The sequence below is a fragment of the Halomonas icarae genome (assembly GCF_009901955.1).
GTDB lineage: Bacteria > Pseudomonadota > Gammaproteobacteria > Pseudomonadales > Halomonadaceae > Halomonas > Halomonas icarae.
In genome coordinates, this window is sequence record NZ_WUTS01000001.1 from 688,498 (window position 1) to 705,904 (window position 17,407).

Here is a 17,407-nt window from a genome sequence, read left to right on the forward strand (position 1 = left end):
AACCCGAGCCCTCATGGACAAGTTGATCATTACCGGCAACGGGCCGGTCGACGGCGAGGTTTGGGCCAGCGGCGCGAAGAACGCCGCCCTGCCCATCCTCTGCGCCACCCTGCTGGCCGACGAGCCGGTGACCATTGGCAATCTACCGCATCTGCAGGACATCACCACCACTCTGGAACTGCTCGGGCACCTGGGTGTGGAAGCGGTGATGGGCGAGAAGATGACCATCCAGCTCGACGGTTCTCAGGTGGCGCACTGTGATGCCCCCTATGAGCTGGTCAAGAAGATGCGTGCCTCCATTTTGGTCCTGGGACCGCTGTTGGCTCACTTTGGCCACGCCGACGTCTCCCTGCCGGGGGGCTGCGCCATCGGCTCACGCCCGGTAGATCTGCATCTGAGAGGCCTGGAGGCCATGGGGGCGGAGATTCGCGTCGAGGGCGGCTATATTCGCGCCCGTGTGGAGGGGCGGCTGAAGGGGGTCACGATCTTCTTCGATACCGTCACCGTCACCGGTACCGAGAATCTCCTGATGGCCGCGGCACTGGCCGAGGGCACCACGGTGCTCGAGAATGCCGCACGGGAGCCCGAGGTGGTCGACCTGGCCGAGCTGTTGATCAAGATGGGAGCCCGCATCCGAGGTCACGGCACCGACACCATCACCATCGAGGGCGTGCCGCGTCTGCATGGTGCCTATCACGATGTGATGCCCGACCGGATCGAGACCGGTACCTTCCTGGTGGCCGCGGCGCTGTCGCGTGGCCGCGTCAAGGTGCGTCGCACCCGTGCCGATATTCTCGAGGCGGTGCTGGCCAAGCTCGAGGAAGCGGGTGCCGAGATCACCACCGGTGATGACTGGATCGCCCTGGACATGCACGGCAAGCGCCCGCGACCGGTCAATATTCGTACCGCGCCCTATCCGGCCTTTCCGACCGACATGCAGGCCCAGTTCGTGGCCATGAATGCGGTGGCCGATGGCAGCTCCCGGGTGGTGGAGACCATCTTCGAGAACCGCTTCATGCATGTTCAGGAGCTCAATCGCATGGGGGCGCGGATCGCGCTGGAGGGCAATACCGCGGTGATCGAGGGGGTCGAGCGGCTATCCGGCGCTCCGGTGATGGCCACCGACCTGCGTGCCTCGGCGTCGCTGGTGATCGCGGCGATGATGGCCGAGGGGGAGACTCTGGTCGACCGCATCTACCATATCGATCGCGGTTACGAGTGTATCGAGGAGAAGCTGCAACTGCTGGGCGCACGCATTCGGCGTGTACCCGGCTAGCCTGTACCCGGACCAAGGCAAGAGCATGAGCAAACAACTGATCGTGGCCCTCTCCAAGGGCCGTATCCTCGAAGAGACGCTGCCGCTGCTGGCCGATGCCGGCGTCGAGCCGGTGGAGGATCTGGGCAAGAGTCGCAAGCTGCTGTTCGACACCAACCTGCCCGACGTCAAGCTGGTGGTCATTCGAGCCACCGATGTGCCGACCTATGTGCAGCTGGGTGCCGCGGACCTGGGTATCGCGGGCAAGGACGTGCTGCTCGAGCATGGGGCGGCGGGTCTCTATGAGCCCCTCGACCTCGAGATTGCGCGGTGCAAGCTGATGACCGCCGGGATCGTCGGCGCCGAGCCGGCCAGCGCCAGGCGGCGGGTAGCCACCAAGTTCGTCAATATCGCCCGGCGCTGGTATGCCGAGCAGGGCATTCAGGCCGAGGTCATCAAGCTCTATGGTGCCATGGAGCTGGCACCGTTGATGAATCTGGCCGATGAGATCGTCGATATCGTCGATACCGGTAATACCCTGCGCGCCAATGGCATGGAGCCCCGGGAGCTGATTGCGCCGGTCACGACTCGGCTGGTGGTCAACAAGGCGTCCATGACCATGAAACATGCGCGCATCAAGCCACTGCTCGAGCGCCTCAAGCAGGCGGTTGTTGCCCGTCGCGAAGACGTTGCCGGCTGAGCTGCCTGACGACCGAATCGGACAGCTTGATATCAACAGGCCCGACACCATAGAGATACAGTCATGACCGAGACCAACGCCTCTTCCGGAATCTCCCGCCTCGCGACCGCCGACGCCGACTTCTCGGCACGGCTCGACCATCTGCTCGCTTGGGAGGGGGTCTCCGATGGCGAGGTACAGGCCCGGGTCGCCGAGATTCTCTCCGCGGTGAAGGAGCGCGGCGATGCGGCCCTGGTGGAGGCCAGCAATCGCTTCGATCGCCTTGCGGTCGCGGACATGGTCGAGCTCACCCTCGATGCGCCGCGCCTGCGCCGGGCCTATGAGGGACTGCCCGATGACCAGCGCGAGGCGCTGGCCCAGGCGGCGGAGCGTATCCGGCTCTACCATGAGCATCAGAAGCCCGAATCCTGGCACTACACCGAGGAGAACGGTACCGTGCTCGGCCAGCAGGTCATGCCGCTGGATCGTGCCGGCATCTACGTGCCCGGCGGCAAGGCGGCCTATCCCTCCTCGGTATTGATGAACGCTATTCCTGCCCATGTGGCCGGTGTTCGCGAGATCATCATGGTGGTGCCTACGCCGGACGGCGTGCTCAACGAGCTGGTGCTGGCCGCGGCACATCTGGCCGGTGTCGATCGTGTCTTTACCGTGGGTGGCGCCCAGGCGATTGCTGCGCTGGCCTTCGGCACCGAGACGGTGCCACGGGTCGACAAGATCGTCGGTCCGGGCAACATCTATGTGGCCACCGCCAAGCGGGCGGTATTCGGTCAGGTGGGCATCGACATGATCGCCGGTCCTTCGGAGATCCTGGTGATCTCAGATGGTGGCACCGACCCCGAATGGCTGGCCATGGATCTCTTCTCTCAGGCCGAGCACGACGAGGATGCCCAGGCGATTCTGGTGAGCTGGGATGGCGAACATCTGGATGCCGTGGAGGCGGCCATCGACCGCCTGCTGCCGACCCTGGATCGCCACGCGATCGTGCGCGAGTCTCTCTCCCGACGCGGGGCGCTGATTCGCTGTCGCGATCGCGCCGAGGCGGTGGCCCTGATCAATCGCATTGCCCCCGAGCATCTCGAACTCTCGGTCGCCAATCCCGAGGGGTGGCTACCCGAGGTGCGTCATGCCGGTGCCATCTTCATGGGGCGCTATACCGCCGAGGCACTGGGCGACTACTGCGCCGGGCCCAACCATGTGCTACCCACCTCGGGAACGGCGCGATTCTCGTCGCCGCTGGGCGTCTATGACTTCCAGAAGCGTTCATCGATCATCCACTGCTCCGCCGAAGGTGCTTCAACCCTCGGTAGGGTTGCCTCGGTGCTGGCGCGTGGTGAGTCGCTGACCGCGCATGCACGTAGCGCCGAGTATCGCATCAAGACGTGAACCGCTGTGTCGGGATGAGCAAAAAAGGCCCTGCCGAAAGACAGGGCCCTTCGCCTGGTAGGGCGAGCGCTTACTGGGAGGGGGGGAGTTGAGGGGATGGTCGTTCGCCGACCTCTACCGTCAGCGTCAGCTCCTCGCCACCACGCACTACGGTAAGGGGTAGATTGTCGCCGGGTTCCACGGCAGCGATATCGGCCATCGTTTCCCGCGCATCGAAGATCGCCCGGCCATCGATGGAGACCAACACATCACCGGGGCGCAGGCCGGCCTGATCGGCGGGGCTGCCAGGCACGACGCCTGCGATGATCACGCCGCGCGGCGTCGTCAGGCCGAAGGAGGCAGCCAGCTCCGGATTGAGCTCCTGAGCCTCGACCCCTAACCAGCCACGGATCACGCGTCCCTGGATGACCAGTTGCTCGAGGATATTGCGTGCCAGGTTGGCAGGGATGGCGAAGCCGATGCCCTGGGAGCCACCGGAACGTGAAAAGATGGCGGTATTGATACCGACCATGGCGCCATCGGGGTTGATAAGTGCCCCCCCGGAGTTGCCAGGATTGATGGCAGCATCGGTCTGGATAAAGTCCTCGTAGGCGTTCAGTCCCAGGTGACTGCGCCCGGTGGCGCTGATGATGCCCATGGTGACCGTCTGGCCGACCCCGAAGGGATTGCCGATGGCCAGGGCCACGTCGCCGATGGCCACCTCCGTGGAGTCGGCCAGCTCGATGACCGGCAGATCATCAAGCGTGATGCGCAGCACGGCTAGGTCGCTTTCGGGGTCGGTGCCGATCACTTCCGCCAGCGTCTCGCGCCCGTCACGCAGTGCGACCTGGATCTGATCGGCGCCACCGATGACGTGATGATTGGTCAGCACGTAGCCCTGCTCGCTGACGATCACACCCGAGCCCAGGCTCGAGAGCATGCGTTGGCGGGCAGGCATGTCGTCGCCGAAGAATTGTCGAAAGAAGGGGTCCGACATTAGTGGATGTTGGTCGCGTTCGACGACCCGAGACGAGTAGATATTAACCACGGCAGGGGCGGCACGCTCCACCGCTGCGGCGTAGCTGGCCGGTCCCTGCTCGCGGGAGAGCGGTGGCGCCTGACGCAGCTCGGGTGCCGGGCGCGCGATGGTGTCACGGGGTCCCTCTGCTTCGGGGGATGTTGCAAGTGGTTCGCGGGATGCGGGAGAGGGCATTACAACCGGGGCGTCACTGCCATGGCGCCCCGACAATTGCGGGAAGGCATTGAGCAGTGCCACGGCAAGCAGGAGCCCGATCACGACGGGCAGCAGATAGGGCGCGAGCAAGCGAAGGTGATGGCGCGGCGATCGGTAGGGCATGCGGGGCACGATCCTCGTCAGAGCGGTCGCCGAAGCGTGGCGGCGACGGTTACAATCGGCGCATGGTAACACCTTCATTCCACAGCGTCCGGAGGAGACGATGGCTCATCGCGATGCCCTGGTAGCCGCCTGCGATAGCAGGCTGCAGGCCAGCCGCTTCAAAGACTACACCGTCAATGGTCTGCAGGTGGAGGGGCGAGAGGAGGTCTTGCGCCTACTTAGCGGCGTCACCGCCAGCCAGGCACTGCTCGACGAGGCGGTCGCCTGGGGAGCCGATCTGGTGCTGGTGCACCACGGTTACTTCTGGAAGAACGAGCCGGTAGCGATTACCGGCATGAAGCGCCGGCGTCTGCAGACCCTACTGATCCACGATATCAACCTGCTGGCCTATCACCTGCCGCTGGATGCTCACCCCGAGCTCGGCAACAACGCCGAATTGGGGCGGCGTCTCGGTTTTACGGTGGAGGGGTGCGCCGACGGTGCAATGGGAGAGGGATTGCTGTGGCTGGGGGCGCCACCAGCAGCCATGAATGCCCGGGCGCTCAGCGCTCATGTGGGCGAGCGCCTGGGGCGCGAGGCGCTGCTGGTAGAGGCGCCTCATGTTGGCGAGATTCGCCGCGTGGCTTGGTGCACCGGTGGGGCTCAGGACATGATTACGGCGGCCTGGGAGGCGGGGGCAGATGCCTTCATTTCCGGCGAGATCTCCGAGCGCACAACCCATCTGGCTCGCGAGCTGGGCATCCACTACCTCTGTGCGGGGCATCATGCCACCGAGCGAGATGGCGTTCGGGCTCTGGGGGAGTGGTTGGGCGTGGAGTTCAGCCTCGAGCACCGTTTCGTCGATATCGACAACCCGGCATAGTCCCAGGGAGTGAGCGCCTCGCTTCATGAAGCGGGGCCTCGATCGTGACAAAAAGTAGTGGCAGGCGTCGAACGGCTCAGTAGCGGGGAGCGTCGAACTTCTCGCCATCCTGGCTATCGGCTTCTTTGAGACCGAAGTCTTCGGACAGGGTGCCGCCCGAGCCGTCGGCGTAGTCACGGGGCGTTGGGGGAGTGTTATCGCTCCCTTCTTCGGTAGCTGTTGCGGCCTCATCCATGGCCAGACCACGGGCCGGTCGGGAGCGTACACCGAGGGTGTCGGCGTCTGCGGCGAGGCGCGCGGCCAGCGCCTCGCCATTCTGGCGCAGTGTCTCCGTCAGTCGTCCAATCTCGTCGAAGTGTTCGCCCATGCCGTCGTGCAGGGCCGAAAGCTCCCTGTCGCGTTCGGCCAGGCGCTGGCGCAGACGCTGCATACCGTCGGTACCGGCATAGAGCAGGTGGTATCCCAGTGCCCCCAAGCCGACACCGGCCAGCAGGCAGGCAATGGCTAGAATCCAGTTGATGTTGCTCTCGTCCACGTCGGTCTCCCTGCGGCGGTGAACGATCCTGCGGCCGACGTTACGGCGAGCGGATCCGATGGTGGGGCGGTGGCCCCGACGCGCACTATTATAGGGGCGAGCCTAGGCGATGGGTCAACGCGTGCTGGCACCAGCGATGCGCTTCGTTGTTCAGACGCGTATAATATGCCTCCTGTCGAAGCCGAAACAGGCCGTTTTCGTCCTCATGAATGCCGCCAATCGAGACACTCGCCCGACCCCCATGGCCCGCTATCGGGCCGACCTGGAACGCCACGACTTCCAGTATGATGCCGCCCAGGCCCAGGCCGTGGAGCATCTGCAGCGTCTCTATGACGATCTGCTGCGTTCGCCCCAGGCACCTGCCCGCGCCAGCTCAACGGGCGGCGGGCTGGCTTCGCGCGTGGCGGGGCTGTTCGGCAAGCGAGCGCGCAGTGAGCCCGCCGAGACGGACCCGCCGGCGATTCGCGGCCTCTACTTCTGGGGAGGCGTGGGTCGTGGCAAGACCTATCTGGTGGATGCCTTCTACGAGTCCCTGCCTTTTCCCGAGAAGATGCGCACCCACTTCCACCGCTTCATGCAGCGGGTGCATAACGAGCTCGAGCACTACAAGGGCGAGAAGAACCCCCTGCGCCTGATTGCCGCCAAGTTCGCGGCCGAGGCCAGGGTGATCTGCTTCGATGAGTTCTTCGTCAAGGACATCACCGATGCGATGATCCTTGCCAATCTGCTCGAGGCGCTGTTCGAGCGAGGCGTGGTACTGGTGGCAACGTCCAATATCGTGCCCGGCGAGCTCTACAAGGAGGGGCTGCAGCGTGCGCGCTTCCTGCCCGCCATCGATCTGCTGGAGCGGCACTGCGAGGTGGTCAATGTCGACTCGGGTATCGACTATCGGCTGCGGGCGCTCGAGCGTGCCGAGATATTTCATTCGCCGCTCGATGATGCCGCGGAGGTCGAGCTGGCACGTAGCTTCCGCGCAATAGCCGGCCAGGATGGCGAGTCCGATGTTCCTCTGGAAATCAATCATCGTGTGCTTCACGCACGTCGACTCCACGATGATGTGGTGTGGTTCGAGTTTCGCGAGCTCTGTGATGGGCCTCGCAGCCAGAACGATTACATCGAGCTGGCGCGGGAGTTTCACTCCGTGCTGGTCTCCAATGTGCCGCGCATGGATGGGAAGTCAGATGATCAGGCGCGGCGCTTCATCAACATGGTCGACGAGTTCTACGACCGGGGTGTCAAGTTGCTGATGTCCGCCGAGGTGCCTGCCGAGTCGCTCTATAGCGACGGCCGCCTGGAGTTCGAGTTCGAGCGGACCCTCTCTCGCCTGCAGGAGATGCAGTCCCACGACTACCTCGCCCTAGCCCACAAGCCTTAGCCGGACTGCACCCGGGGCTGTGAGCTCTGAACAGTAAGTTCCCTTGACCTAGGCTTGGCTTACGGCTTGCACCGGCATTGCACAGCAGGGCCGCATTCATGTAGAATTCGCGCGCTCTACTCGTTGGTCTCGCGCGTCGAGGCCAACCAAGAAGAATAGGGATGGTTCCATGCCGGTCATCCGGTGGCAGAACCCAATACACTTGATTGGTGAGATTTCATGAAGACGTTCACTGCCAAACCGCAGTCCGTCGAGCGCGACTGGTACGTCGTCGACGCCGCGGACAAGACGCTCGGCCGACTGGCCACCGAAATCGCTCGTCGCCTGCGCGGCAAGCACAAGCCGGAGTACACCCCCCACGTGGACGGCGGCGACTATATCGTCGTGATCAACGCCGAGAAGGTGAAGGTGACCGGCAACAAGGCCAAGGCCAAGACCTACTATCGTCACACCGGCTATCCCGGTGGCCTGCGCTCCATGACCTTCGACAAGATGCTTGATCACGCTCCCGAGCGTATCATCGAGAGTGCCGTGAAGGGCATGCTGCCCAAGGGTCCCCTGGGTCGCGCCATGTACACCAAGCTCAAGGTCTACGCCGGTGCCGAACATCCGCACGCCGCCCAGCAGCCGCAAGAACTGAACATCTGAGGGAATCTCCGCCATGACACAGCAATACTACGGTACCGGGCGCCGCAAGACCTCTACTGCCCGCGTTTTCCTGAAGCCGGGCACCGGCAAGATCACCGTCAACAACCGTGAGCTGGACCAGTACTTCGGCCGCGTCACCGGCCGCATGGTCGTTCGTCAGCCCCTCGAGCTGACCGAGACCCTTGGTCAGTTCGATGTCTACGTCACCGTCAAGGGTGGCGGTGGCTCTGCCCAGGCCGGCGCGATTCGTCACGGCATTACCCGTGCCTTGATGGCCTACAACGAAGACTTCCGTGCGCCGCTGCGTCAGGCGGGTTATGTGACCCGTGATGCGCGTGAGGTCGAGCGTAAGAAGATTGGTCTGCGCAAGGCGCGCCGTCGTCCGCAGTTCTCCAAGCGCTGATCACCAGCCGCCATGGAGTATGCGACGCCCGGGTTATCAACCCGGGCGTTTCTTGTTCTGCGTCAACAATTTGTGTGCATCAAGCCGTCTTGGGCAGGGTCCTTTTCCTTGTGCACGGCGGCGCGATTTCTTAACATGTACCGCATTTGGTGTCCGTGGTCGCGGGGATGATGCCCGTGATGGGTCAACGGGTAAGCTGATGGGAGAAACCTTGAAATGGCAGATAACGGCGTGAACAAGGGTCGGCGCCGTTTCCTCGTGGGTGCTACCACCGTTGTCGGTGGGATTGGTGCTGTCGGGGTTGCGGTCCCCTTTGTGGCTTCCTGGCAGCCGAGTGCCAGGGCGAGAGCGGCGGGCGCGCCGGTTCAGGCTGATGTGTCCAAGCTTGAACCCGGCCAGCGTATGACCGTGGAGTGGCGTGGCAAGCCGGTGTGGATCGTCAACCGCACTCCGGAGATGATCGAGCGCATCGAGTCGTTCGATGACTCGCGGCTTACCGATCCTGCATCAGACGTGCCGCAGCAGCCGGCCTACATCGATGGCCCCCTGCGCTCCATCAAGCCCGAGATCGGGGTCCTGATCGGCATCTGTACCCACCTGGGTTGCTCACCGCTGTTTCGTCCAGAGCCCGATGCGGACGATGTGGGCACCGACAACTGGCCGGGTGGCTTCTTCTGCCCCTGCCATGGCTCGCGCTTCGATCTGGCGGGCCGGGTATTCCGCGGGGTGCCGGCGCCCACCAACCTGGAGGTGCCGCCTTACCGCTTCGAGTCCGACGATATCATCATCGTTGGCGAAGATGAGGAGACTGCCTGATGGGTAACCCGAACAAGCCGATGGCGGAAAAGGGCTTGATGCGCTGGGTCGATGAGCGCTTCCCCGCGACGCAGATGTGGCAGGAGCACCTGTCCAAGTATTACGCCCCCAAGAACTTCAATTTCTGGTACTTCTTCGGCTCGCTGGCCCTGCTGGTGCTGGTCAATCAGATTCTTACCGGGATCTGGCTGACCATGAGCTACAACCCCTCTGCCGAGGGCGCCTTCGCCTCCGTCGAGTACATCATGCGCGATGTCGAGTGGGGTTGGTTGATTCGCTACCTGCACTCCACCGGCGCCACGGCCTTCTTCGTGGTCGTATACCTGCACATGTTCCGCGGCCTGCTCTATGGCTCCTACAAGGCGCCCCGCGAGCTGGTGTGGATCTTCGGCATGGCGATCTACCTGGCGTTGATGGCGGAGGCCTTCATGGGGTATCTGCTGCCCTGGGGTCAGATGTCCTACTGGGGTGCCCAGGTGATCATCTCGCTGTTCTCCGCGATTCCGGTCATCGGTCCCGACCTGACCCAGTGGATTCGTGGTGACTTCCTGATCTCGGGCATTACCCTCAACCGCTTCTTCGCCCTCCACGTGGTGGCGCTGCCCATCGTGATCCTGGCGCTGGTGGTGCTGCATATCATCGCCCTGCACGAGGTCGGTTCCAACAATCCTGATGGCATCGACATCAAGAAGAAGAAGGACGAGACCGGCAAGCCGCTGGATGGCATTCCCTTCCATCCGTACTACACGGTGAAGGATATCGTCGGCGTGGCTGTCTTCCTGTTCGTCTTCGCGGTGGTGATCTTCTATTTCCCCGAGGGGGGGGGCTACTTCCTCGAGAAGCCAAACTTCGAGCCGGCCAACCCGCTGAAGACGCCGGACCACATCGCCCCGGTGTGGTACTTCACGCCCTTCTACGCGATTCTGCGTGCGATCACCTTCTCGCTGTTCGGGCTCGATGCCAAGTTTCTCGGCGTGATCTTCATGGGCGCTGCCATCGCGGTGCTGTTCGTGCTGCCGTGGCTGGACCGCAGCCCTGTGCGCTCCATGCGCTACAAGGGCTGGATGTCCAAGGTGATGCTGGTGCTGTTCGCGATCAGCTTTGTCATTCTTGGGGTCCTGGGCGTGCTGCCGGCTACCGATGGCCGTACCGTGCTGGCTCAGGTGTGCACCGCCGTCTATTTCGCCTTCTTCCTGCTGATGCCGATCTATACTCGGCTGGAGAAGACCAAACCCGTTCCGGAGAGGGTGACTGGCTAATGAAAAAGCAACTGTTCGCACTGCTCTTCGCGCTGGTGCCCCTCACGGCCATTGCCGCTGGAGGCGCGAGCGTCCCGTACTCCATGACCCCCGACCTCGATGACAAGGCATCGTTGCAGCGGGGCATGCAGCTCTTTACCAACTACTGCATGGGGTGTCATTCGCTTGAGCACCAGCGCTTCGCTCGTGCTGCCGAGGACCTGGGGATGCCTCAGGATCTGGTCGAGGAGAATCTGATCTTCTCCTCGGATCTGGCCTTCAATGACCAGATGCATATCGCCATGAACAAGGACGATGCCGAGGCCTGGTTCGGTGCGCCGCCGCCTGACCTGACCCTCGAGTCACGACTGCGCGGTACCGACTGGATCTACTCCTACCTGCTCTCGTTCTACAAGGACCCGAGCACCGGTACTGGTGTGAACAATGCCGTGTTCGACATGGTGGCCATGCCCAATGTGCTCGAGCCGTTGCAGGGCGTGCAGGAGATGGTGTGCTCCGAGACCGATCGTCCTGTTGAGGGTGCCGAGCTCGATCCGTTGACAGGCAAGTACCAGTCCTGTGATGTGCTCCAGGTGACTCAGCCGGGCGAGCTGGAGCCGGATGAGTTCGAGGAGGCGGTCTACGACCTGACCAACTTCCTGGCCTATGTGGGTGAGCCATCCAAGCTGCAGGCCCAGGCTCTGGCCCCGAAGGTGCTGATCTTCATCTTCATCTTCGGCGTCATTGCCTACCTGCTCAAGCGTGAGTACTGGCGCGACATCCACTGACCGACGGGTTGCAGAGAGACGGGGGCGCATGGCCGACGGCCATGCGCCCCCGTGACGTATGTGTCGCGTCAATCGCTTCCCCGCGGAGCGAGGCCCGCGTGTTATCATGGTTATTCGATTTGATGCGAGGATTGTTTCATGGGTGTAGTGGCCAAGCGGTCGTCGATGATCTTCTATTCCGGTGGCTCCGATCATTTCAGCCATCGGGTGCGTATCGTGCTCGCCGAAAAGGGGGTGGCGGTAGACATCGTGGAGGTCAACCCGGACCAGCCCCCCGAGGATCTCGCCGATCTCAACCCCTACAACAGCGTGCCGACCCTGCTGGATCGAGATCTCGTGCTGTATGAGTCCAAGGTGATGATGGAGTACCTGGACGAGCGCTTCCCACACCCCCCGCTGCTGCCGGTCTATCCGGTGGCGCGTGCCCAGAGTCGCCTCTGGATGCACCGTATCGAGCGCGAGTGGTGCCCGCTGGTGGAGCAGATCGAGCAGGGGAGCAAGAAAGAGGCGGACAGGGCGCGCAAGGAGCTGCGTGAGAGTCTCGTCGGAATCTCGCCCATCTTCGAGGACATGGCGTTCTTCATGAGCGAGGAGTTCACCCTGGTGGACTGCTGCCTGGCACCGATTCTGTGGCGTCTGCCCGCCCTGGGCATCGAGCTGCCCGAGAAGCAGGTAGTCCCCCTGCTCGACTACATGGAGCGAGTCTTCGAGCGAGACGGCTTCAAGGCGTCACTGAGCGAGCGCGAACGCGAGATTCGCAGCTGATACACTTTTCCCGGCCGCCTTCGGGCGGCCGGCCAACGCAGGAGGGAGAGGCGATGGACTCCAGTCGTCCCAGCCTATCCAGTCGCCCCTACCTGGCCAGAGCCTTGTTCGAGTGGCTGCTGGACCATGACCTCACGCCCCATATCGTGGTCGATGCCGAGCATCCCCAGGTGGAAGTGCCGCGACAGTTCGTACAGAATGGCCAGATCGTTCTCAACCTGTCGCCAAACGCCGTTCGTGAGCTGGCGATGGAGAACGACGCGATCAGTTTCGAGGCGCGCTTCGGTGGTCAACCCATGCGGGTGATGGTGCCGATTGATGCCCTGGTGGCCATCTATGGTCGCGAGAATGGTGTCGGAATGGTCTTCGGTCATGAACCGGTGATGCCCCAGCCGGCCGAGGACGAGCTGCCGACGCTGGCCGAGGTCGAGCGTGACGCCGACACCTCGCAGGAGAAGAAGGCGTCGGAAGAGAAGGATGAGGGCTCTCGACGGCCGCCCAAGGGAAGGCCTTCCCTGCGGGTGATCAAGTAGTTCTTATGCCAGCGCGGTGGTGGATCATGCAATACGGCAGGCCTTGGGGCCTGCCGTATTGCGTTTGCAGCGAGCAGTCGAGCTGTTTCGGTTCAGTCGAGCCGGCTTAGTCGAGATAGTCGAAGACCTTGACGATGCGCTGCATGCCGCCCAGCTGCGAGACCGCCTGGACGATGCGCTCGGCCTCGGCACGGGTCACGATGCCCATCAGATAGACGCTGGCATTCTCGGTGATCACTCGGATGCGGCTTGAGTCGATCGCCTGGTTGGCGGCCAGGTGGGTGCGGATGCGGGTGTTGAGCCAGGTGTCCGAGAGCCGCTGACTGGCGGGCAGGTTACCGGCGATGCTCAATTCGTTGTGGACATTGCGCACATTGCGTACCTGACTCGCCACTTCGCTGGCTTTCACCTTGAGTTCCTCGCTGGGTACCTGGCCAGTGAGCAGCACCAACCCCGCGTAACTGTCCACATTGATCCGCGCGTCACCCAGGCGGGCGTCGGTGCGGCCAAGGTTGTGGGTGATCTTGGTTTCGATGCTCTGGTCTTCGATCTGGTCGCCGGCAGTGCGCTTGCCGTAATTCTCCTCGATGGTGCCTTGATGGGTTACGCTGGTCACGGTGGTGCAGCCGGCGAGGCCCAGGGCGGCGATCAGCAGCAGGGCGCTGAGCAGGGGGAGGCGTGTCATCATTCACTTGCTCCAAAGAGTTGTTCGTCGATCAGGTCGCAGAGGCAGTGGATTGCCAGCAGGTGGACCTCCTGAATCCGTGCGGTAGAGGTCGCCGGGACGCGGATCTCGCAGTCGTCCTGGCCGAGCAGCGAGGCCATGTTGCCTCCGTCGCGACCGGTGAGGGCCACCACCGTCATGTCGCGGTCATGGGCGGCCTGGATGGCCTGAATCACGTTGGCCGAGTTGCCGCTGGTGGAGATCGCCAGCAGGATATCGCCGGGTTGGCCCAGGGCGCGTACCTGCTTGGAGAACACCTCGTTGTAGCTGTAGTCGTTGGCGATGGAGGTCAGGGTAGAGGTGTCGGTGGTCAGGGCCAGGGCGGGGAGGCTGGGGCGCTCCCGTTCGAAGCGATTGAGCAGTTCCGACGAGAAGTGCTGACTGTCGCCGGCGCTGCCGCCATTGCCGCAGGCCAGGATCTTGCCCTCGCTGACCAGGCACTGGACCATCATCTGGCTGGCGACCTCGATAAAGGGCGGCAGCACTTCGCTGGCATAGGTCTTGGTATCGATGCTGGCATTGAAGTGATCGAGAATGCGCTGCTGGAAATCCATGCTGAGTCAGGTTCCTGTGGCGGGTTAGTAGGCGTCGAAGGCGTTGACCACCCACTGGATGTCGAGTTCGGGTGGCAGGCCGGTGACGGCCACCACATCGAAGCGGCAGGGACATGATAGCCGGTTGTTCTGTAGATAAAAACGTGCCGCCCTGATCAGGCGGCGCTGCTTGGTGGCGGTTATGGTCTCGAGGGGGTGGCCGTGGCGGATATCGGCGCGATGGCGCACCTCGACGAAGACCAGGGTATCGCCATCGCGCATCACCAGATCCAGCTCGCCTCCCTTGGCGTGCTGGTTGGTGGCCACCGGCTCGAGGCCGCGGTCGGTCAGCCAGGCCGCAACGAGGCGTTCGACTGCCTCGCCGCGGGCCCTGGCATCACGGGGTCCGCTCATCGCCGAAAGCCCCTGGACTGAGTACCGGTTGCGGGACGCCATCGACGAAGCGTGCCCAGGGCAGCGTGCGCTGGATGCGTCCATCAGGAGTGGCGCGCAGTGTGCCGGTCGCCCCGAACAGTTCACTGCTCGGGACCAGCTGGAACTGGGGTAAGCGTCGCGCCAGCTCGAAGGCGTCGACCCCCATGGCGCTTAGCCGGAACAGGTTGGGGTCCGTCTCCTTCTGCAGGGCGCGATAGCTTGATGCGAAGGGGAGGGCATCCTCCCCGCCCGCCGCGGCATCGGGGATCTGCCAGGGGATATCCAGGAACATGACGTCATTCAGGTCGCTGTCGAGGCGTGGATTCAACTGTCCGCTGAACAGGTGAGAAGTGGCATAGATCGGTAGTTTGTTGGCACCGTAGTAGTCAAGGGTCGGGGGTACCTGGCGCGCGTAGTCGGGCAGTGCCAGCATGAACAGGAGGTCGGGACGGCTCTCGGCGATGGTGCGGCGAGTGCTCTCGGTGGCGGATGCGCCGGGGTTATAGCGCACCGCCTTGGTGACCTTGCCACCCTGGGCGCGCCACTCATCCCAGAAGGCCTCGCCGACCCGCTGACCCCAGCCGTTGTCCGGGACCAGCAGGGCCGCGCGGCGATGGCCGTCGTCCCAGGCGCGACGGGCGACTTGCATGGCTTCGCCCTCGGCAGAGAGGCCATACTGGAAGAGACCTTCGGCGGCATTGGTGGCTCCCTTTCCATAGTTGAGAGCCAGGGTGGGGAGCGGCACCTGGTTGAGACGCTCCAGCTCGCTTACCCGATCCTTGCTGAGCGGGCCAATGACCACCTGGGCGCCACGGTTTTCGGCTTCGCGGTAGAGCGATTCGAGGTTGCCCGAGGTGCTGTCAATAAAGCTGAGACGGACGCTGGCATCATCCGATAAACGGTGTTGGGTACGGATACCCTCGCCGATCGCCGTGGCGATACGCGACAGTGGGCCCGATTCTGGCAGTAACACAGCGATGTGTTGCACCTCCTGACCCCTCAAGTTGCGTAGCGCGATGAGATCCGCCGGCAGGCGTCGTGCCGCCGGGTGACGCTGGTTACGACTACGCCATTCGTCCAGGCGAAGGAAGAGACGGTCGATATTGCCATCACCACTGCGCACCGTCTCCATCAGCTCCACCCAGCCGCGGGTCAAAGCGCCCTGGAGCTCGCCGAGCTGGGCTAGTCGGCGCTGTTCGACGCCACCCAGGGCTCGCCAGATGGGGTCATTGAGTGCCTCGTCATCGGACTCAGCCTGCACCAGCAGTAGAGCCCTGGCAGCGGCGAAAGGTTTGCCTTGCTCGAGCAGGGCCAGGCCGCGTTGCTCGCGCAGGGCCAGTGTCTGGCTGCGGTTGAGGGCGAGCCCGTCGAGACCCTGGGTGGCCTGGATGACGGCCTCGGGATCGCCCTCGCTCTCGCCGAGGTCGGCCAGCAGAAGCGCCCAGCGAGTCAGAGGGTCGCCGGCAAGTTGCGATCGATCAATCTGGCGGGCGATCTCGAGTGCCTGGGTGCGCTGGCCCTGGCGTGCTAGGATGTCCGCCGCGTCCAGTCGAGTGCGGGCCGCCTGGGCCGGTTCCTGTTGTTGGGCCTGTTCAAGTAGCGTGGCGGGGTCGTCATCGGTGACGCGCTCGACGATGCCCGGCTGGTAGGCACAGCCGGCCAGCAGCAGCGCGAGAAGCGCGATGGCCAGCAGGCCGCGTGTCAGTTTGAGCATGAATCCTTCCTTTATTCATCCGTCGTATCGGGAGCCCGCCCAGGAGGCGACGTGTCAGAACCGAACTCAGCTTCATTGTACGTGGTCGCCACGCCAATTGGGAATTTGCAGGACCTGAGCCCGCGGGCCGCTACGGTGTTGTCCGAGGTGGCCATGGTGGCCGCCGAGGATACCCGGCACACCGCTCGCCTGCTGCGCCACCTGGGGGTGCGTGTGCCCATGCTGTCGCTTCATGAGCACAACGAGTCGGCGCGCGTCGACCGTATCGATGCATATCTGGCCGCGGGCGAGTCGATTGCCCTGGTCTCTGATGCCGGCACACCACTGATCAGTGATCCTGGCTTCGTGCTGGTACGCGAACTGCGTGCCCGAGGGCGACGCATCGTGCCGGTCCCGGGTGCCTGCGCGCTGGTGACGGCGCTCTCGGCCGCCGGCTTGCCCACTGACCGTTTTACCTTCCACGGTTTTCTGCCGGCCAAGGGTGGCGCCCGCCGCGCTCAGCTCGAAGAGCTGTCGGGGCGCGCCGAGACCCTGGTGTTCTATGAGTCGCCTCACCGTATTCGCGATACCCTGACGGATATCGGTGAGGCTCTCGGCGGGCGCCATCTGGTCGTGGGCCGGGAGTTGACCAAGACCTTCGAGACCTTTCTGGAGGGAAGTGCCCTCGAGCTCGCCGCGCGCATGGAGGAAGACCCGAACCAGGCGCGTGGCGAGTTTGTGGTGATGGTGGCCGGTGCACCGCCTCGCGAGAAGGGAGTGGGTGTCGAAGTGGAGGGCGAGGCGTTGCTGGCGGCGCTGTTGGCCGAGGGGGCTGGCGTCAAGCAGGCCGCGGGAGTGGCGTCCCGGCTTCTGGGTGGTGCCCGCAAGGCCTGGTATGCCCGCGCCCAGGCGCTGAAGGATGGCGATTGAGTCTGGCCTGTTCCTTCCGTCAGCATTCGGCCGAAGGCGTTTGGTGTCACTTTTGTTGAGGGGGTGCCGGGGCGCTGGTATCCTTGCCGCGGGAGTCGGCCAGACAGTCGCCGCCGGAGTGATCCGGGGGAGGAAAGTCCGGGCTCCACAGGGCAGAGTGCCAGGTAACGCCTGGGCGGCGTGAGCCGACGGAAAGTGCAGCAGAGAGCAGACCGCCTACGTCTCCCTCGGGAGGCCGGTAAGGGTGAAAGGGTGCGGTAAGAGCGCACCGCGCGCCTGGCAACAGTGCGTGGCACGGTAAACCCCACTCGGAGCAAGACCAAATAGGAACCCGCTGGCGTGGCCCGCGTCGGGTTCGGGTAGGTTGCTTGAGGGCCGTGGTGACGCGGCCCCTAGATGAATGGCTGTCCACGACAGAACCCGGCTTATCGGCCGGCTCCCCCCTGTTTCAAGAA

Annotated in this window: 19 protein-coding genes and 1 other RNA gene; 14 read left to right on the top strand and 6 right to left on the bottom strand. The window is 63.8% G+C overall.

Annotation, left to right across the window (positions count from 1 at the left end; genetic code table 11):
* The first annotated feature begins 13 nt into the window (after positions 1 to 13).
* The 3 genes from murA (at position 14) to hisD (ending at position 3,338) form a co-directional block, all read left to right on the top strand.
* On the top strand, positions 14 to 1,276 hold the full coding sequence (murA, locus tag GRB80_RS03165) for a UDP-N-acetylglucosamine 1-carboxyvinyltransferase (protein ID WP_132042323.1): 1,263 nt from the start codon (positions 14 to 16) through the stop codon (positions 1,274 to 1,276).
* A gap of 25 nt (positions 1,277 to 1,301) precedes the next feature.
* On the top strand, positions 1,302 to 1,955 hold the full coding sequence (gene hisG / locus GRB80_RS03170; protein ID WP_132042325.1) for an ATP phosphoribosyltransferase: 654 nt from the start codon (positions 1,302 to 1,304) through the stop codon (positions 1,953 to 1,955).
* Between the two features lie 63 nt (positions 1,956 to 2,018).
* Positions 2,019 to 3,338, top strand: coding sequence for a histidinol dehydrogenase (gene hisD, locus GRB80_RS03175; RefSeq protein ID WP_132042326.1), 1,320 nt, complete (start codon positions 2,019 to 2,021; stop codon positions 3,336 to 3,338).
* A 70-nt stretch (positions 3,339 to 3,408) separates the two neighbouring features.
* Here the strand turns inward: hisD and GRB80_RS03180 are convergent, their stop codons facing one another.
* Complete coding sequence (locus GRB80_RS03180; protein WP_132042328.1) at positions 3,409 to 4,674, bottom strand: S1C family serine protease; 1,266 nt, start codon at positions 4,672 to 4,674, stop codon at positions 3,409 to 3,411.
* A gap of 100 nt (positions 4,675 to 4,774) precedes the next feature.
* On the opposite strand from GRB80_RS03180, the gene GRB80_RS03185 reads away from it, so the two are divergent.
* Positions 4,775 to 5,536 (top strand): Nif3-like dinuclear metal center hexameric protein, encoded by a 762-nt coding sequence (locus GRB80_RS03185; protein ID WP_132042330.1) that lies wholly within the window; start codon positions 4,775 to 4,777, stop codon positions 5,534 to 5,536.
* Between the two features lie 76 nt (positions 5,537 to 5,612).
* On the opposite strand, the gene GRB80_RS03190 is transcribed toward GRB80_RS03185, so the two are convergent.
* The gene (locus GRB80_RS03190; protein WP_161422518.1) at positions 5,613 to 6,071 is read right to left on the bottom strand and encodes a Z-ring associated ZapG family protein; all 459 of its coding nucleotides are present in this window, start codon (positions 6,069 to 6,071) and stop codon (positions 5,613 to 5,615) included.
* 205 nt (positions 6,072 to 6,276) lie between these two features.
* On the opposite strand from GRB80_RS03190, the gene zapE reads away from it, so the two are divergent.
* The 8 genes from zapE (at position 6,277) to GRB80_RS03230 (ending at position 12,637) form a co-directional block, all read left to right on the top strand.
* Complete coding sequence (gene zapE / locus GRB80_RS03195) at positions 6,277 to 7,446, top strand: cell division protein ZapE (RefSeq protein WP_132042334.1); 1,170 nt, start codon at positions 6,277 to 6,279, stop codon at positions 7,444 to 7,446.
* A 219-nt stretch (positions 7,447 to 7,665) separates the two neighbouring features.
* Positions 7,666 to 8,094: a 50S ribosomal protein L13 gene (gene rplM / locus GRB80_RS03200; protein WP_132042336.1), complete on the top strand. Its 429-nt coding sequence runs from the start codon at positions 7,666 to 7,668 to the stop codon at positions 8,092 to 8,094.
* 13 nt (positions 8,095 to 8,107) lie between these two features.
* Positions 8,108 to 8,497: a 30S ribosomal protein S9 gene (gene rpsI / locus GRB80_RS03205; RefSeq protein ID WP_132042338.1), complete on the top strand. Its 390-nt coding sequence runs from the start codon at positions 8,108 to 8,110 to the stop codon at positions 8,495 to 8,497.
* A 216-nt stretch (positions 8,498 to 8,713) separates the two neighbouring features.
* Positions 8,714 to 9,313: a ubiquinol-cytochrome c reductase iron-sulfur subunit gene (gene petA, locus GRB80_RS03210; protein ID WP_132042340.1), complete on the top strand. Its 600-nt coding sequence runs from the start codon at positions 8,714 to 8,716 to the stop codon at positions 9,311 to 9,313.
* The gene (locus GRB80_RS03215; RefSeq protein WP_132042342.1) at positions 9,313 to 10,572 is read left to right on the top strand and encodes a cytochrome b; all 1,260 of its coding nucleotides are present in this window, start codon (positions 9,313 to 9,315) and stop codon (positions 10,570 to 10,572) included. The genes petA and GRB80_RS03215 overlap by 1 nt, the downstream gene beginning before the upstream one ends.
* Positions 10,572 to 11,339, top strand: coding sequence for a cytochrome c1 (locus GRB80_RS03220; RefSeq protein WP_132042344.1), 768 nt, complete (start codon positions 10,572 to 10,574; stop codon positions 11,337 to 11,339). Before GRB80_RS03215 ends, GRB80_RS03220 begins: the two co-directional genes overlap by 1 nt.
* Before the next feature lie 138 nt (positions 11,340 to 11,477).
* Positions 11,478 to 12,104, top strand: a complete 627-nt coding sequence (gene sspA, locus GRB80_RS03225; RefSeq protein WP_132042346.1) for a stringent starvation protein SspA — start codon at positions 11,478 to 11,480, stop codon at positions 12,102 to 12,104.
* Positions 12,105 to 12,157: 53 nt separating this feature from the next.
* Entirely contained in the window at positions 12,158 to 12,637 is a 480-nt protein-coding gene (locus GRB80_RS03230) for a ClpXP protease specificity-enhancing factor (RefSeq protein ID WP_132042348.1), read from the top strand.
* A gap of 106 nt (positions 12,638 to 12,743) precedes the next feature.
* On the opposite strand, the gene GRB80_RS03235 is transcribed toward GRB80_RS03230, so the two are convergent.
* Genes GRB80_RS03235 through GRB80_RS03250 form a run of 4 tightly spaced genes read right to left on the bottom strand, consistent with a single transcriptional unit; the run spans position 12,744 to position 16,043 of the window.
* Positions 12,744 to 13,322, bottom strand: coding sequence for a BON domain-containing protein (locus tag GRB80_RS03235; protein WP_132042454.1), 579 nt, complete (start codon positions 13,320 to 13,322; stop codon positions 12,744 to 12,746).
* Positions 13,322 to 13,915 (bottom strand): phosphoheptose isomerase, encoded by a 594-nt coding sequence (locus tag GRB80_RS03240; protein ID WP_132042350.1) that lies wholly within the window; start codon positions 13,913 to 13,915, stop codon positions 13,322 to 13,324. Before GRB80_RS03240 ends, GRB80_RS03235 begins: the two co-directional genes overlap by 1 nt.
* A gap of 24 nt (positions 13,916 to 13,939) precedes the next feature.
* Positions 13,940 to 14,308, bottom strand: coding sequence for a YraN family protein (locus GRB80_RS03245; protein WP_161422519.1), 369 nt, complete (start codon positions 14,306 to 14,308; stop codon positions 13,940 to 13,942).
* A complete protein-coding gene (locus tag GRB80_RS03250) occupies positions 14,292 to 16,043 on the bottom strand; it encodes a penicillin-binding protein activator (protein ID WP_132042354.1) in 1,752 nt (583 codons plus the stop codon). Before GRB80_RS03250 ends, GRB80_RS03245 begins: the two co-directional genes overlap by 17 nt.
* A 51-nt stretch (positions 16,044 to 16,094) precedes the next feature.
* Between GRB80_RS03250 and rsmI the strand changes: the two genes are divergently transcribed.
* Together rsmI and rnpB are read left to right on the top strand one after the other, a co-directional pair.
* Positions 16,095 to 16,952 (top strand): 16S rRNA (cytidine(1402)-2'-O)-methyltransferase, encoded by an 858-nt coding sequence (gene rsmI, locus GRB80_RS03255; RefSeq protein ID WP_132042356.1) that lies wholly within the window; start codon positions 16,095 to 16,097, stop codon positions 16,950 to 16,952.
* Between the two features lie 91 nt (positions 16,953 to 17,043).
* Positions 17,044 to 17,396: RNase P RNA component class A (gene rnpB / locus GRB80_RS03260), an RNA gene on the top strand.
* The last annotated feature ends 11 nt before the right edge of the window (positions 17,397 to 17,407 follow it).

What these genes read in the sequence shown, in the direction of transcription:
- murA (WP_132042323.1), top strand. Translation starts at nt 14, where the DNA reads ATGGACAAGTTGATCATTACCGGCAACGGGCCGGTCGACGGCGAGGTT.
- hisG (WP_132042325.1), top strand. Translation starts at nt 1,302, where the DNA reads ATGAGCAAACAACTGATCGTGGCCCTCTCCAAGGGCCGTATCCTCGAA.
- hisD (WP_132042326.1), top strand. Translation starts at nt 2,019, where the DNA reads ATGACCGAGACCAACGCCTCTTCCGGAATCTCCCGCCTCGCGACCGCC.
- GRB80_RS03180 (WP_132042328.1), bottom strand. Translation starts at nt 4,674, where the DNA reads ATGCCCTACCGATCGCCGCGCCATCACCTTCGCTTGCTCGCGCCCTAT.
- GRB80_RS03185 (WP_132042330.1), top strand. Translation starts at nt 4,775, where the DNA reads ATGGCTCATCGCGATGCCCTGGTAGCCGCCTGCGATAGCAGGCTGCAG.
- zapE (WP_132042334.1), top strand. Translation starts at nt 6,277, where the DNA reads ATGAATGCCGCCAATCGAGACACTCGCCCGACCCCCATGGCCCGCTAT.
- rplM (WP_132042336.1), top strand. Translation starts at nt 7,666, where the DNA reads ATGAAGACGTTCACTGCCAAACCGCAGTCCGTCGAGCGCGACTGGTAC.
- rpsI (WP_132042338.1), top strand. Translation starts at nt 8,108, where the DNA reads ATGACACAGCAATACTACGGTACCGGGCGCCGCAAGACCTCTACTGCC.
- petA (WP_132042340.1), top strand. Translation starts at nt 8,714, where the DNA reads ATGGCAGATAACGGCGTGAACAAGGGTCGGCGCCGTTTCCTCGTGGGT.
- GRB80_RS03215 (WP_132042342.1), top strand. Translation starts at nt 9,313, where the DNA reads ATGGGTAACCCGAACAAGCCGATGGCGGAAAAGGGCTTGATGCGCTGG.
- GRB80_RS03220 (WP_132042344.1), top strand. Translation starts at nt 10,572, where the DNA reads ATGAAAAAGCAACTGTTCGCACTGCTCTTCGCGCTGGTGCCCCTCACG.
- sspA (WP_132042346.1), top strand. Translation starts at nt 11,478, where the DNA reads ATGGGTGTAGTGGCCAAGCGGTCGTCGATGATCTTCTATTCCGGTGGC.
- GRB80_RS03230 (WP_132042348.1), top strand. Translation starts at nt 12,158, where the DNA reads ATGGACTCCAGTCGTCCCAGCCTATCCAGTCGCCCCTACCTGGCCAGA.
- GRB80_RS03235 (WP_132042454.1), bottom strand. Translation starts at nt 13,322, where the DNA reads ATGACACGCCTCCCCCTGCTCAGCGCCCTGCTGCTGATCGCCGCCCTG.
- GRB80_RS03240 (WP_132042350.1), bottom strand. Translation starts at nt 13,915, where the DNA reads ATGGATTTCCAGCAGCGCATTCTCGATCACTTCAATGCCAGCATCGAT.
- GRB80_RS03245 (WP_161422519.1), bottom strand. Translation starts at nt 14,308, where the DNA reads ATGAGCGGACCCCGTGATGCCAGGGCCCGCGGCGAGGCAGTCGAACGC.
- GRB80_RS03250 (WP_132042354.1), bottom strand. Translation starts at nt 16,043, where the DNA reads ATGCTCAAACTGACACGCGGCCTGCTGGCCATCGCGCTTCTCGCGCTG.